The sequence below is a fragment of the Cellulomonas soli genome (genome assembly GCF_052036975.1).
GTDB lineage: Bacteria > Actinomycetota > Actinomycetes > Actinomycetales > Cellulomonadaceae > Cellulomonas > Cellulomonas soli_A.
On the sequence record NZ_JBQIAR010000005.1, the window covers coordinates 202,702 to 216,085 of the forward strand.

The 13,384-nt window shown below is 73.3% G+C and carries 15 protein-coding genes; 2 read left to right on the forward strand and 13 right to left on the reverse strand.

What is annotated here, in order from left to right; genetic code table 11:
* Positions 1–68: 68 nt before the first annotated feature.
* Entirely contained in the window at positions 69–662 is a 594-nt protein-coding gene (locus ACTHAM_RS07675; RefSeq protein ID WP_440686013.1) for a VanZ family protein, read from the reverse strand.
* A 165-nt stretch (positions 663–827) separates the two neighbouring features.
* On the opposite strand from ACTHAM_RS07675, the gene ACTHAM_RS07680 reads away from it, so the two are divergent.
* Entirely contained in the window at positions 828–1,463 is a 636-nt protein-coding gene (locus ACTHAM_RS07680) for a maleylpyruvate isomerase family mycothiol-dependent enzyme (protein WP_440686015.1), read from the forward strand.
* A 51-nt stretch (positions 1,464–1,514) separates the two neighbouring features.
* Here ACTHAM_RS07680 and ACTHAM_RS07685 read toward each other — a convergent pair whose 3' ends face one another.
* The 5 genes from ACTHAM_RS07685 to ACTHAM_RS07705 all read right to left on the reverse strand — a co-directional run bounded on the left by ACTHAM_RS07685 (position 1,515) and on the right by ACTHAM_RS07705 (position 6,982).
* Positions 1,515–1,967 carry a MarR family winged helix-turn-helix transcriptional regulator gene (locus ACTHAM_RS07685; protein ID WP_440686017.1) on the reverse strand — a complete coding sequence of 151 codons (453 nt, stop codon included), beginning with the start codon at positions 1,965–1,967 and terminating at the stop codon, positions 1,515–1,517.
* 148 nt (positions 1,968–2,115) lie between these two features.
* Complete coding sequence (locus ACTHAM_RS07690) at positions 2,116–2,604, reverse strand: N-acetyltransferase family protein (protein WP_440686019.1); 489 nt, start codon at positions 2,602–2,604, stop codon at positions 2,116–2,118.
* 35 nt (positions 2,605–2,639) lie between these two features.
* On the reverse strand, positions 2,640–2,831 hold the full coding sequence (locus ACTHAM_RS07695) for a hypothetical protein (RefSeq protein WP_440686021.1): 192 nt from the start codon (positions 2,829–2,831) through the stop codon (positions 2,640–2,642).
* A gap of 82 nt (positions 2,832–2,913) precedes the next feature.
* Positions 2,914–3,564 carry an MBL fold metallo-hydrolase gene (locus ACTHAM_RS07700; protein ID WP_440686023.1) on the reverse strand — a complete coding sequence of 217 codons (651 nt, stop codon included), beginning with the start codon at positions 3,562–3,564 and terminating at the stop codon, positions 2,914–2,916.
* A gap of 16 nt (positions 3,565–3,580) precedes the next feature.
* Entirely contained in the window at positions 3,581–6,982 is a 3,402-nt protein-coding gene (locus tag ACTHAM_RS07705; protein WP_440686025.1) for a pyruvate carboxylase, read from the reverse strand.
* Between the two features lie 170 nt (positions 6,983–7,152).
* Between ACTHAM_RS07705 and ACTHAM_RS07710 the strand changes: the two genes are divergently transcribed.
* Positions 7,153–7,923, forward strand: a complete 771-nt coding sequence (locus tag ACTHAM_RS07710) for a ParA family protein (RefSeq protein ID WP_440686027.1) — start codon at positions 7,153–7,155, stop codon at positions 7,921–7,923.
* A gap of 87 nt (positions 7,924–8,010) precedes the next feature.
* Here the strand turns inward: ACTHAM_RS07710 and ACTHAM_RS07715 are convergent, their stop codons facing one another.
* The 7 genes from ACTHAM_RS07715 to ACTHAM_RS07745 all read right to left on the reverse strand — a co-directional run bounded on the left by ACTHAM_RS07715 (position 8,011) and on the right by ACTHAM_RS07745 (position 13,327).
* Complete coding sequence (locus ACTHAM_RS07715) at positions 8,011–8,586, reverse strand: MerR family transcriptional regulator (protein WP_440686029.1); 576 nt, start codon at positions 8,584–8,586, stop codon at positions 8,011–8,013.
* A gap of 202 nt (positions 8,587–8,788) precedes the next feature.
* Entirely contained in the window at positions 8,789–9,301 is a 513-nt protein-coding gene (locus tag ACTHAM_RS07720; protein ID WP_440686031.1) for a bifunctional nuclease family protein, read from the reverse strand.
* Between the two features lie 78 nt (positions 9,302–9,379).
* Entirely contained in the window at positions 9,380–10,165 is a 786-nt protein-coding gene (gene ftsR / locus ACTHAM_RS07725) for a transcriptional regulator FtsR (RefSeq protein ID WP_440686149.1), read from the reverse strand.
* A gap of 43 nt (positions 10,166–10,208) precedes the next feature.
* Positions 10,209–10,700, reverse strand: coding sequence for an FHA domain-containing protein (locus ACTHAM_RS07730; protein WP_440686033.1), 492 nt, complete (start codon positions 10,698–10,700; stop codon positions 10,209–10,211).
* A gap of 149 nt (positions 10,701–10,849) precedes the next feature.
* Positions 10,850–12,043: a DUF881 domain-containing protein gene (locus ACTHAM_RS07735; RefSeq protein WP_440686035.1), complete on the reverse strand. Its 1,194-nt coding sequence runs from the start codon at positions 12,041–12,043 to the stop codon at positions 10,850–10,852.
* Entirely contained in the window at positions 12,040–12,372 is a 333-nt protein-coding gene (locus ACTHAM_RS07740; RefSeq protein WP_440686037.1) for a small basic family protein, read from the reverse strand. The genes ACTHAM_RS07735 and ACTHAM_RS07740 overlap by 4 nt, the downstream gene beginning before the upstream one ends.
* 34 nt (positions 12,373–12,406) lie before the next feature.
* Entirely contained in the window at positions 12,407–13,327 is a 921-nt protein-coding gene (locus ACTHAM_RS07745; protein ID WP_440686039.1) for a DUF881 domain-containing protein, read from the reverse strand.
* Between the last annotated feature and the right edge of the window lie 57 nt (positions 13,328–13,384).

Here is a 13,384-nt window from a genome sequence, read left to right on the forward strand (position 1 = left end):
TCGACGTGGTTGCCCTCCGGGTCGGTGACCCAGCCGAAGCGCCCCGGGCCGGTGCGCTCACGTGGCGATCAACTGCCGGGAGCAGGGTGCTGCCCGACGAGCACGTCGGAGCCGTCCGCCCTGGCGCCGCGCCACCGGACCTGGTCGACGACCCGGCCGATCGCAGGCACGCGCTCGGCAGACGCGATGAGCGCGACGCCCACCACCCCGCCGATCACGTTGAAGATCAGGTCGTTCACGTCGGCGATGTGGCCGCCGCCCAGCAGGTGTGCCGTGGCCCACTGCGTGACCTCGATCGTCAGGCTGAGGGCGCCGGCCGCGACGACGGCGCTCCCCCACGACGTCCCGGCGATCACCAGCGGCACGAGCACCCCGACGGGGACGAACACCAGGACGTTCATGACGGCATCGGCGACCTCGTAGTCGACGAGCGGCACGAGCGCGAGGTGGTCGGCCCACGGGCCGCCTGCCGTGGGCTTGTCCCGGTAGATCGGGAAGACGGTGTTGGCGACCACACCGGCGACGTACACGGCCAGCGCCAGGGCTACGACGATGCGCGGCCACGACAGGCGCCCCCGGCGGTGCAGGAGCCAGAGCAGCCCTCCGAGCACCGCCGCACCCAGCGGGAGGACGACCGGGAGCACCGGGACGGGGTCGAACACGAGCAACGTCTCCTTCACCTGGGGTGGGCGCCGCCCGCAGGGCTCGCCGTCGGCCACCCTGCCTGCCGATCGGCTGCCGCGGCATCCGCCCCCGGTCGGACACGTGGGGCCCGAGGTGTCCGGTTGCACACGCCATCACGAGGAGGTTCCCCTACGGTGCTCCGCATGGACTCCTGGACGCCCGAACGCTTCTGGTCGGCCATCGCCGCCGAGCGCGCCGCCCTCGTCACCGACCTCGAGAACCTCTCCCCGGACCAGTGGTCCCACTCGACGCTCTGCGCGGCATGGTCGGTCGAGGACGTCGTGGCGCACCTGACCGCGGCCGCGAGTACGGGGCGCTGGGCGTGGCTGCGCAGCATCGTCGGGGCACGGTTCGATGCCGACCTGCACAACGAGCGTCGCCTCGCCGAGCACCGGGGCACGAGCCCGGAGGCGACCCTCACGGCATTCAGGGCTGTCGTCGACGCCCGGATCGCCCCCACGCGCGACCTGTGGGCGTGGCTCGGCGAGGTGGTCGTGCACGCCGCCGACATCCGCGAGCCGCTCGGGCTGGCTTCGTGGACGCCGACAGACGTCGCTGCGGCTGTGGCCGAGGGGTATGCGCGCAAGGACTTCGCCGTGGGCTCCCGGACGGCGGTCAAGGGGCTGCGGCTGATTGCCTGTGACAGCGCGTTCGACGTCGGTACCGGTCCGGTGGTGGAAGGTACGACGCTGGATCTCGTGCTCGCGATGGCAGGACGCGCCACGGCGGCAGCACGCCTCACCGGTGAGGGAGCCCCGCAGCTGGCCAGTGCGACCTGAGCGTCCCGCGCGGGCGACCGGAGGACGTCGCCCGCGCGGGCGTCAGCACCGTCACCGCGCTGTGGCGTGCGTGCCGCCGAGTGCGTCGGTGAGTCGGGCCAGCGCCGGCAAGGCCGCACGCAGCGCCACCTGGTCGCCCTCGGAGAGCGTGGCGAGGTAGGTCCCCAGGACGCGTGCGGCGTGGGCGTCGTGGTGTCGCAGGGCGGCGCGGCCGCTGCTGCGCAGGCTCACCACCACTCGCCGCTGGTCGTCGGGCACCCGGGCGCGCTCCACCAGGCCACGCCCTTCCATGTCGCGCAGCAGGTTGCTCAGTGTGGAGGCGGCGAGCTCGAGCCGTTCGGCCAGCGCGCCGGTCGACCAGCTCCCCCCGCCGGCCAGCAGGCGCAGCACCTCGACCTGGGGTGGGGGTGGCAGCGGTTCGTCGGCGGGTGACCCGCTCCCGTCGGCGCGGGTCACCCGGTGGATGCCGCGACGCAGCGGTCCGAGCAGCTGGACGAGCGCCATCGACTCCGATGCGTTCGGCGGGACAGTGCTTCGCGAGGGGATGGTATTGCTCCACAATAGTTTGGCGACAAAACGGACTGACGGAGCATACCGCCCTCATCAGTCTCGATGCACCCCTGAGCAGCGGCAGCACCTTCGCCGCGGCGGCTCAGGTGAGCGTGCGGACGTACCGCTCCTCGACCCTCGACGGGTCACGCGTCAGCTGATGCCGTTCGCTGGTGCGCGTGAATCCGGCCCGCACCGACAGGTCCACCGCGCCGTGGTTGGAGTCCTCCAACCACAGCGAGACCGTTCGTGCACCCTCCGCCTGCGCCGCCTCGCGCACGACGTCCAGCAGCGCCCAACCGACGCCGCGACGACGCACCTCCGGCGCCACCCACAACGCCACCACATGCCTGTCGTCCGCCGGTGAGCCGGGCTCCTGGATCATCGACACGCAGCCACGCACGGCACCGTCGTCGTCCAGGGCGATCCAGGTCGGGCTCGAGCGCAGGCGCATGCGCCAGTGCGACTCCTTGAACATCTCCTCGCGCGCCAGGGATGCGCCGAACACGTCGTCGTCCTCGCGCAGGGAGCGCAGCCGCACCTGCTGCACGAGCGCCCAGTCGTTCTCGTCGGCCTTGCGGATCTGCACCACGCGTCCAGCATGCCCCACGCGATCGCGGGAACCCGTCAGGCCTCGGACGCCGACGTGTCGCCCACGCCGCCGACCGGTGCACCCGGCACCGCAGCCCCGGGGTTGCCGCCGTGCCCCGCCGGGTCGGGGCGCGAACGAGCGACGTCGGCGACCTCTTCTTCCGGGCGCGGCGGGATCGTCTCGTCGTACTCCAGCACGGGTACCTCGTGGTCCCCCGGAACGCTCATGGTCGCGCCTCCCGACTCGTGGTCGCCTCGACGCCTCACCGTACGACGCCTGGGGCGCCGCGGCACGGGCGCGACCGGCAGCTCAGACGTCGAGGTCCAGCGACTGACCCGGTGCCAGCCGCCACGGAGCGCCCGCGCCACCCAGCCGTGCCACGAGGTTCTCCATCAGGGTCCGGCCCGTCTCGCTGAGCAGCGCGTCATGGAGGGGTACCACCCGGCGCGGTGCGAGCGCGCGCACGAGCTCGATCACGTCAGCCACCCGCAACCACGGACCGGACACCGGCGTCAGCAGCACGTCGACACCGGTGACGTCGGGAGGCACCAGGCTGTCGCCCGGGTGCAGCACCCGTCCGTCGACCAGATAGCCGACGTTGGGCACCAGCGGGACGTCGGGGTGGATCAGCGCGTGCCACTCCCCCATGACCCGCACGTGCCGGCCGGCGGCCCGGAACTCGTCGCCGGCACGCACCACGTGCAGGTGCTCCGGGTCGGCTCCCGCGTGCACGAGCGCCTCGACGACGGAGGCGGGGCCCCACAGCGGCAGCCCGGCACCCAGCCGCGGCACCAGGGCGTCGACGGCGACGTGGTCGCCGTGCTCGTGGGTGACGAGCACGGCGCGCGCACCGTCGAGCGCCGCGTCGAGGTCCGAGAAGGAGCCGGGGTCGACGACGAGTCCGCCCTCGTCGCCGTCGAACCGGACGCAGGCATGGCCCCAGAAGGTCAGGGTCGTCATGCGCCCAGCATGCCCGTCAGACGATGACCATGACCAGGTCGCCGCCCTCGAGCTGCTGCACGGCGCCGATGGCGACCCGCTGCACCTTGCCGGCCACCGGTGTCGTGATCGCCGCTTCCATCTTCATCGCCTCGACCGTGGCGACCGTCTGGCCGGCCTCGACCTTCTGGCCCTCGAGGACCACCGGGGTGACTGCACCCGCGAACGGCGCAGCGATCTGACCGGGTGCGCCGGGGTCGGCCTTCTCGGCCGACTGCACATCGACCTGCACGTGCCGGTCCCGGACCGACAGCGGACGGATCTGCCCGTTGAGCGTGAACATCACGGTGCGCATGCCGCGCTCGTCCGGCTCACCGATGGCCTCGAGGCCGACGAGCAGGCGCACACCCTTGCCGATCTCGATGTCCGCCTCGTCGCCGGTCTGCATGCCGTACAGGTACGCGGAGGTGTCCAGCACGCTCACGTCGCCGAACGTGCCCTGGAAGGTCTTGAAGTCCTTCGTCGGGCCGGCGAACAGCAGGTGGTTGAGCCGGTTGCGGCGCGTGGCCGAGTCGGCGGCCAGGTCCGCACGGTCCTGGTCGGACAGCGGCGTGAGGCCCGTGCGCACCGTGCGCCCGGCGAGCGCCTTGGTGCGGAACGGCTCGGGCCAGCCGCCGGGCGGGTCGCCCAGCTCACCGGCCAGGAACCCGACCACCGAGTCGGGGATGTCGAACTGCTGCGGGTTCTCGGCGAACTGCGCCGGGTCGGCGCCGCGCGCCGCCAGGTGCAGTGCGAGGTCGCCGACGACCTTCGACGACGGCGTGACCTTGACCAGTCGCCCGAGGATCCGGTCGGCGGCGGCGTACATCGCCTCGATCTGCTCGAACTGCCCGCCCAGACCCAGCGCGATGGCCTGCTGCCGCAGGTTCGACAGCTGACCACCGGGGATCTCGTGCTCGTATACGCGCCCCGTCGGACCGGGCAGGCCGGACTCGAACGGGCGGTACACGCGACGGACCGCCTCCCAGTACGGCTCCAGGTCGCACACGGCCTGCAGGTCCAGCCCGGTGTCCCGCTCGGTGTGCTCCAGGGCCGCGACCAGGGCCGACATGGGCGGCTGGCTCGTGGTTCCGGCCATCGCGGCGCTGGCGACGTCGACCGCGTCGACCCCGGCGGCCGAGGCGGCCAGCAGGGTGGCCAGCTGCCCGCCGGTGGTGTCGTGCGTGTGCAGGTGGACCGGCAGGTCGAACCGCTCGCGCAGCGCGGTCACCAGTCGCGCCGCCGCCGCGGGGCGCAGCAGCCCCGCCATGTCCTTGATGGCCAGCACGTGCGCCCCGGCCTCGACGATCGAGTCGGCCAGCCGCAGGTAGTAGTCGAGCGTGTAGAGGTCCTCGGCCGGGTCGAGCAGGTTGCCGGTGTAGCACAGGGCCACCTCGGCCACGGAGACCCCACCCTCACGGACGGCCTCGATGGCCGGGCGCATCTGCTCGACGTCGTTGAGTGCGTCGAAGATCCGGAAGATGTCGATGCCGGTGGCCGACGCCTCGCGCACGAACGCCGCGGTGACCTCGGCCGGGTACGGCGTGTAGCCGACGGTGTTGCGGCCGCGCAGGAGCATCTGCAGCGCCGTGCCGGGCAGGGCCTCACGCAGTGCGGCCAGGCGGTCCCACGGGTCCTCGCCCAGGAACCGCAGGGCGACGTCGTAGGTCGCCCCTCCCCACGCCTCCACCGACAGCAGCCCCGGCAGCAGGCGCGACTGCGCCGGGGTGATGCCCAGCAGGTCGTGCGTGCGGACGCGGGTGGCCAGCAGCGACTGGTGGGCGTCGCGGAACGTGGTGTCGGTGACTGCCAGCGCGGTCTGCGCCCGCAAGGCTGAGGCGAAGCCAGTCGGGCCCAGCTCCAGCAGTCGCTGTCGGCTGCCCGCCGGCGCCGGGACGCTCATGTCGACCGCCGGCAGCTTGGTGCGCGGATCGACGACGTCGGCCGGGCGTCCACCGTGCGGACGGTTGACGGTCACGTCGCCCAGGTACGCCAGCAGGCGCGTGCCACGGTCGGCGCTCTCGCGGGCGGCGAGCAGCTCGGGCCGCTCGTCGATGAACGAGGTCGAGACCTGGCCGGCGACGAACTCGGGGTCGGCGAGCACGGCCTGCAGGAACGGGATGTTCGTCCGCACGCCGCGGATACGGAACTCCGCCAGTGCGCGCCGGGCTCGACGCACCGCGCTCGGGAAGTCCCGGCCACGGCAGGTGAGCTTGACGAGCATCGAGTCGAAGTGGCCCGAGATCTCCGAACCGGCGGTCGCCGTGGCGCCGTCGAGCCGGACGCCCGCACCGCCCGGGGAGCGGTAGGCGATGATCCGGCCGGTGTCGGGGCGGAACCCGTTGGCCGGGTCCTCGGTGGTGATGCGGGTCTGCAGCGCGGCGCCGTTGATGCGCACGTTCTCCTGGCTGATGCCCAGGTCGGCCAGCGTCTCCCCCGCCGCGATCCGCATCTGGGAGGACACCAGGTCGATGTCGGTGACCTCCTCGGTCACCGTGTGCTCGACCTGGATCCGCGGGTTCATCTCGATGAACACGTGCTGCCCGGCCCGGTCGCCGACCGTGTCGAGCAGGAACTCCACGGTGCCGGCGTTCTGGTAGCCGATGCTGCGGGCGAACGCCACGGCGTCGCGGCACAGCGCGTCCCGGATCGCCGGGTCGAGGTTCGGGGCCGGTGCGATCTCGATGACCTTCTGGTGGCGACGCTGCAGCGAGCAGTCACGCTCGAACAGGTGCACCACGTTGCCGGCGCCGTCGGCCAGGATCTGCACCTCGATGTGCCGCGGCCGCAGCACGGCCCGCTCGAGGAACACGGTCGGGTCGCCGAACGCGGCGTCGGCCTCGCGCATGGCCGCGGCGAGGGCCTCGGGCAGCTCGTCGCGGGTGTTGACGCGGCGCATGCCACGGCCACCGCCCCCGGCGACGGCCTTGACGAAGATGGGGAATCCGACCTCGTCCGCGGCGTGCAGCAGCTCCTCGACGTCGGCGGAGGGCGCCGAGGAGGGCAGCACGGGGATCCCGGCGTCCCGCGCCGCCTGGAGCGCACGGACCTTGTTGCCGGCCAGCTCGAGCACCTCGGGCGGCGGACCGACGAATGTGATGCCCGCCTCGGCGGCGGCGCGCGCCAGCTCGGGGTTCTCCGACAGGAACCCGTACCCGGGGTAGATCGCGTCGGCACCGGCGTCCTTGGCGACGCGGATGATCTCGGCGATGTCCAGGTAGGCGCGCACCGGGTGCCCGGGCGTGCCGATCGGGTACGCCTCGTCGGCCTTCAGCCTGTGCTCGGAGTTGCGGTCCTCGTGCGGGAACACCGCAACGGTGCGGGCCCCCAGCTCGTAGGCGGCACGGAACGCCCGGACGGCGATCTCGGCCCGGTTGGCGACGAGTACCTTCGAGAACACGGCTCACTCCATCCTTCGGGTCTCCAGAGGTGTGACCGGGGCACCGTGCCCGCTGCGTCGCACGCGGGCCCCCCTGCCGCGGTGCAGCAGGCCCCGTCACACCACCCCGGGCGCGATCCTGCCACGTGCACGTTTCGTGCGCGCTCGTGCCCGCCGATACGGTAAGGCCCGTGCTGGTCCTCGGGGTGTGCAGTCTCAAAGGTGGTGTCGGGAAGACGTCGGTGACCCTCGGCCTGGCCTCGGCCGCGCTCGAGCGGGGGCTGCGGACGCTCGTGGTCGACCTGGACCCGCAGGGTGACTCGACGATGGCGCTCGGGGCCGGTGCGGCACCCGGTGGTGGAGACGTCGCCTCCGTGCTCGACGACCCGACGCAGGCCGCGGTCGAGGCCGCGACGATGCCCAGCGGTTGGGCCGACACCGGCCTGGACGTGCTGGTCGGCTCGGAGCGCACCGTGCTGCACGACCGGCTCGACGACGCCGACATCGACCGTCTGCGGTTCGCCCTGTCGTGGGTGGGTGGCTACGACCTGGTGCTCGTCGACTGCCCGCCGTCCCTGGGTGGTCTGACACGCACCGGTCTGACGGCGTGCGACCGCGCGCTCGTGGTGACCGAGCCCGGGCTGTTCGCCGTCATGGCGGTCGGCCGGGCCATGCGCACCATCGACGAGCTGCGCCGCGGCCCGGCGCCGGCGCTGCAGCCGCTGGGGATCGCGGTGAACCGGGTGCGTGCGCGGTCGGTCGAGCAGGCGTTCCGTCTCGAGGAGCTCGCCAAGCTGTACGGCCCGCTCGTGCTGACGCCCCATGTGCCCGAGCGTGCCGCGCTGCAGCAGGCGCAGGGCGCTGCCCAACCGGTGCACGCGTGGCCCGGGGCTGCCGCCGGCGAGCTGGCCGGGGTGTTCGACGCCCTGCTCGAGCGGGCGCTGCGGGCCCCTCGGCGCTGACGCCGCCTGCCGCCCCCGCTCGAGGGCGCCCCGTACGCCGAGAGGCCCCGTGCCCGGCGGGCAGGGGGCCTCTCGGCGTGGCATGGGTCAGCCGGCGCTGCGCGCCTGACGGCGGACGGCGAGCTCGTCGTGCTGCGGTGCACCGTCGGCGTCGGCACGTTCGCTCGGGAGCTCGGCCAGGCTGCCCTCGACCTCACGCCACACGCGCCCGACGGCGATGCCGAAGACGCCCTGGCCACCCTGGACCAGGTCGATGACCTCGTCGGCCGAGGTGCACTCGTAGACGCTGGCACCGTCGGACATGAGCGTGATCTGCGCCAGGTCGTCGACACCGCGCTCGCGCAGGTGGCTGACGGCCGAGCGGATCTGCTGGAGCGACACACCCGTGTCGAGCAGCCGCTTGACGACCTTGAGCACGAGGATGTCGCGGAACGAGTAGAGCCGCTGCGTGCCGGAGCCCGTGGCGCTGCGGACCGACGGTTCGACGAGGCCGGTGCGGGCCCAGTAGTCCAGCTGGCGGTAGGTGATCCCGGCCGCGCCGCAGGCGGTCGTCCCGCGGTAGCCGGTGCTCGTGTCAAGGTCGGGGAGGTCGTCGTCGAACAGGAGACCCTGTGCGCGTTGCGGGATCCCGCCGGCGCTCTCGGCGCCCTCGTTGCTGGCCACGGGTCCTCCGCTCTCCGCACGCACCAGGTGGCGCGTGGTGTTCATCCACCGGCAACGCTAAGCCTGTGCCTGGGCCGGTGCAACGACGTCGGCCGCGTGTCGGGGGCGGCGTGTCTCACGTTCGACCTGAGGTCGAGGGTTCACCCGTCGAGTTCACCCGAACGGCCCTGCCACGCACTTGCGGAACTCGTGGTGAGGTGCGCTACCGCTCCCCCGGATCGGGGTCGCCGCTGGTCCCGAAGTCCTCCGGCTCGACGTGGTCGAGGAACTCCCGGAACCGCTCGAGGTCCTGCTCCGACGGCCCGGTGCGCACCTCGATGCCGGCGACCGCCACGACCTCGGCCGCACACAGCACCGGGCACCCGAAGCGCAGCGCCACGGCGATCGCGTCCGACGCACGCGAGTCGACGCGCCGACCGGTGCCCAGCACCAGGGCCGCATGGAACACCCCACCCTCCAGCCGCAGGATCTCCACCCGGCTCACCGTGGCTCCCGCCGCCAGCAACGCATCGCGCAGCAGGTCGTGCGTCATCGGGCGCGGCGGGACGATGCCGGCCTGCGCCGAGGCGATCGCGGAGGCCTCCGCGGGACCGATCAGGATCGGCACCAGCAGCTCGGCGTCCGGGTCCAGCAGCAGCACGACGACCTCGGCGTCCGCCAGGTTCTGGCGCACTCCGACGACCTCGACCGGGACCAGCTCGTCGCCCTCACCCACGACCCCACGCTACGACGGCACGCACGCTCGGGCGCCCCGAGGGCACCGCACGGCGAACCGGACAGGTCAAGGGCAGGCTCACGGAGCCAGATCGGCGACCGCGGCGCGCACCAGAGCAGTGTGCATCTGCGTGCACAGCTCCCCCACCTCGGCCGCGAGGGTGCCCGCCCGCGCCCGCGAGGACGCGCTGCGCTGCCCGCGCCACGGCGCCACGACCTGCTCCACGAGGTCCGCCTGACGGTCGGCCGCCGCGCGGAACTGCCGCAGGTGCCGGGCGTCGATGCCGTGCTCGGCCAAGGCCGCGGCGGCCACGACGACCTCGCGCGCCCACGGCTCGAACACGCCACGCGCCCCGGGGCGCAGCACCGAGGCCCGCACGAGGTCCTCGACGAAGTCGCGCGGCACACCGGCCTCGTGCGCGAGACTCTCGGCCGTCCACCGCGCCGCCGCCGAACGGACGCCGTCGCTCGTCGCCAGCCGCGCGCGAGGAGCCGGCTCGTCCTCCTCGCCCGCGTCGAGCGCAGCCAGGTGCTCGCCGATGACCTTCAACGGCATGTACCGGTCACGCTGCTGGCGCAGCACGTAGCGCAGGCGCTCGATGTCGGCGGGCGAGTACTGCCGGTAGCCCGCCGGGGTCCGCACCGGTTCGACGAGCCCCTGCTCCTCGAGGAACCGCAGCTTCGAGGTCGTCACCGCGGGGAACTCGATCCGCAGCGCCGCCAGCACGTCGGAGATCCGCATGCTGGCCCGCCGGGAGATGCCCCGCGGCCACGGCTCGGTACCGTCTGCGTCCGCCGGCTCGGCCTGCTGCTCGTCGACCAGCAGCGTGTCCAGGCGTCGTCGCGCGCCCGCCCCCGCACTCACCACGTCCTGCTCCCCTTCGTCACCCCGACCACGACCGGACCGCTCACGCGGGCGGCGACTCGCGGTGCGGGCTGGGGTGGAACGTGAGCCGGTACTTGCCGATCTGCACCTCGTCGCCCGCCCGCAGCTGGGCCTGGTCGATCCGGGTGCGGTTGACGTACGTGCCGTTGAGCGAACCGATGTCGCGCACGACGAAGCCCTGACCCTCGCGGACGAACTCGGCATGCTTGCGCGAGACCGTGACGTCGTCCAGGAAGATGTCGGCGTGCGTGCTGCGCCCCGCGACGGTCCGCTCGGCGTCGAGCAGGAATCGTGCACCAGCGCTCGGACCTCGCTGCATGACCAGCAGCGCCGAGGTCGGCGGCAACGCCTGGACCGCGGCGGCCTCGTCGGCGGTCAGCCCGACCGGGGTGTTGCCCTGCGCCTCGAGATCCACCTGCTCGATGGCGCCGAAGACCATCGTGGTGTCGACCCCGGGTGCGGGGTGGGCGGCGTCCGTGCCGAAGGGCCCGGGCACCTGCCGATCGTCGCTCATGCCGCCTCCCCAGGGGCTGTTCGTCCGGCCACGTCCCGCAGCCGTGCGGGCGTGGTCCCCACACCCTATGCGGAGGCGCACCCCCGGTGCAGCACCCGACGCGCAGGTCGCGTGCGCGTCGGGTGCCGCCGGTGCGCGCAGGTGCTCGCTCAGCCCGCCTCGGGCGGTACCGGTGTCGCGTACGCGGGATCGGGCGCCGAACGCAGTGCGTCGATGGTGACCAGCTCCTGCCGGTCCACCGAGGCGGAGCCGCCGTTGCCGCGCACCGTCGCCACGGCGCCACCCGGCATCTCCAGGGCGGGGGCGATCGTGTCCGGGTCGCCGATGGCCTTCCACCGGTAGGGCGGGGAGATCGTGACGCCGTCCAGCACGACCGAGCCGGGCGATCCCGTGAACGCACTGCTCGCCGTGACGCGCTGCCCGTTCAGCTCGATCGCCTCTGCCCCGGCATTGCGCAGCTCCTCCATGAAGTTCAGCAACGTGACGGGCTTGACCGTGCCCTCCGGGTCCAGGATGGTCGCGGTCACGCCGGGCCCCTGCGCGGGCAGGCGGCCGGTGAGGATGCCCTGGGCGATCGCCGTGCGGCGGGCGGCGTCCCGTGCGGCCTGACGCGTGTCGTCGTCCGAGAGCAGCTGGTCGCGCTCACGTTCCAGGGCGGTCACCTCCCGGGCGAGGTCGTCGCTGCGGGTCGTGGCCTCGTCCAGGATGCGCAGCAGGTCCTCCTGGCGCATCGAGGACAGGCTCACGCTGGCGGTCTGGCGGACCTGGACGACCAGCGCGAAGCCCAGCACCGCGCACAGCACTCCGGCGAGGAGCTGGCCCTTGGTCGCCCGAGGACGCAGACCGCGGGCCAGCGTGCGCCAGCCCTCGGCGACGGACCGCGCTTCCCTGCCCCCCGCGGCCCGGGCCGCGGCGATCTCGGCCCTCCGGGCCGGGTCGTGCGGGAACGGCTCGGACGAGGCGAGGTCGCCGCGGGGCGTCTCCTCGAGCGGGTCCGACCTCTCGGCGGGGACCACGTCCTGGGGTGCGTCGGGGTCTTCCGGAGAGAGCGGGACGACGGTCGTCGGGTCGAGCATCCGGGCCAGGCGCGCCAGCTCCTGCTCTATGCCCTCGGAGGAGCCCTCGGACGAGCCCTCGGGGTTCGGGGTCTGCGTGGCGGGCAGGCCGTCCTGGTCGTCCGGGTCGTCGTCCCCGGGCGCGTCACGCTCGACGAGGTCGACCGGGCCGAGCTCCTCGTCGGACGGCCCGGTGACGGGGACGTCGACGTCGTCCACGCCGCCGCCACCGGCCGCGGCAGCCTCGCCTGCGGGGCGGTTGGCGGTGCTGTCGTCAGGCACGCTCATGCCTTGAACAGGTGCCGTCGGATCGCCGCGGCGTTGGAGAAGATCCGGATGCCGAGCACGACGACCACAGCGGTCGACAGCTGCGTGCCCACCCCCAGCTGGTCACCGAGGAACACGATGAGAGCGGCGACGACCACGTTCGAGAGGAACGAGATCAGGAACACCCTGTCGTCGAAGATCCCGTCGAGCATCGCGCGCAGACCGCCGAACAGCGCGTCGAGGGCTGCCACGACCGCGATCGGCAGGTAGGGCTGCAGCTCGACAGGCACGGTCGGCTGGACGACGAGACCGACGACCACCCCGATGACGAGCCCGATGACGGCAATCACGCACGTGCTCCTTCCGACAGACGTGCGGACATTCTCACAGGTGCTCCCGCGTCGTGGCTCCGAGTGCCGCCTCGTCCGTGGACGGCGCGCTCTGCGCAGGTGCCGTCGGCTCCGGCGACGACTCGTCGGCGGTCGGCGCCTCGAGCACCCCCAGGTCGGTGCCCGGCGGCACCGACGCGTACCGCAACGTGACCTGCCCCGAGCCGGGCAGCTCGAGGTCCTGCACGGACTTGAGCTGCACGCCGATGCGGTACATCGAGCGCAGCGACGCCAGGTGCGTGCCCGCGCTCGACTGCGCCAGGCGGGTCTGCAGGTCCGCGGGGTCGCCGATCGCCTCCACCGTGTACGGGCTGGACAGCGGGACCAGGTCGACGTGCACGGCGCTGCCGGCCGTGCGGATGGCCGACGTGGCGGTCAGGCGCACGCCGTTGATGGCGACGGCCTCGGCCCCGGCCGCCCACAGGCCGTTGGCCAGGACCTGCAGGTCGAAGTCCTGCACGCGCTCGTTCGGGTCCTGGGTGTCGGGGTCCGTCGTCGAGGCGTCGGAGAGGACCACGCGCAGGCCCGTCCCGGTCACGGCACTCGTCCCGGCACTGACGGCGTCGCGGTTCAGGGCGGCCAGCAGCTCCGGGTCGTCGCTGGCCAGGGCCTGGTTCTGCAGCGAGGCGATCTCGGTGCTCAGGTCCGTCAGCTGGGTGGCCAGCGTCGCCGCCGACTCGGTACGGGTGGTGATCTGCTCCTCGAGCAGCCTGCGGGTCGCCGCCAGGTCCTCCGTGGGGCGGCGCAGGGCGACGGTGGCCGAGGTGACCCCCAGCCCCAGCAGGACGGCCAGCACGGTCAGTGCCGCGGCGCCCGCACGTCCGCGCGGTGCCGCCTCGCCGGCCCGGCGCCGATCCGCGACGAGCTGGTACCCCGGGTCGAGCGGACGCTCCTGCACCTCGATGAGCAGCGTCATCGAGGCGTCCGGCCGGCGTGCGGGGCCCGCCGGTGCCACCCCAGGGGTGCCGTGCCG

Excerpts from the sequence above, each read along its gene's own strand:
- ACTHAM_RS07680 (WP_440686015.1), top strand. The coding sequence starts at position 828 with ATGGACTCCTGGACGCCCGAACGCTTCTGGTCGGCCATCGCCGCCGAG.
- ACTHAM_RS07685 (WP_440686017.1), bottom strand. The coding sequence starts at position 1,967 with ATGGCGCTCGTCCAGCTGCTCGGACCGCTGCGTCGCGGCATCCACCGG.
- ACTHAM_RS07695 (WP_440686021.1), bottom strand. The coding sequence starts at position 2,831 with ATGAGCGTTCCGGGGGACCACGAGGTACCCGTGCTGGAGTACGACGAG.
- ACTHAM_RS07700 (WP_440686023.1), bottom strand. The coding sequence starts at position 3,564 with ATGACGACCCTGACCTTCTGGGGCCATGCCTGCGTCCGGTTCGACGGC.
- ACTHAM_RS07730 (WP_440686033.1), bottom strand. The coding sequence starts at position 10,700 with ATGAGCGACGATCGGCAGGTGCCCGGGCCCTTCGGCACGGACGCCGCC.
- ACTHAM_RS07735 (WP_440686035.1), bottom strand. The coding sequence starts at position 12,043 with ATGAGCGTGCCTGACGACAGCACCGCCAACCGCCCCGCAGGCGAGGCT.
- ACTHAM_RS07745 (WP_440686039.1), bottom strand. The coding sequence starts at position 13,327 with ATGACGCTGCTCATCGAGGTGCAGGAGCGTCCGCTCGACCCGGGGTAC.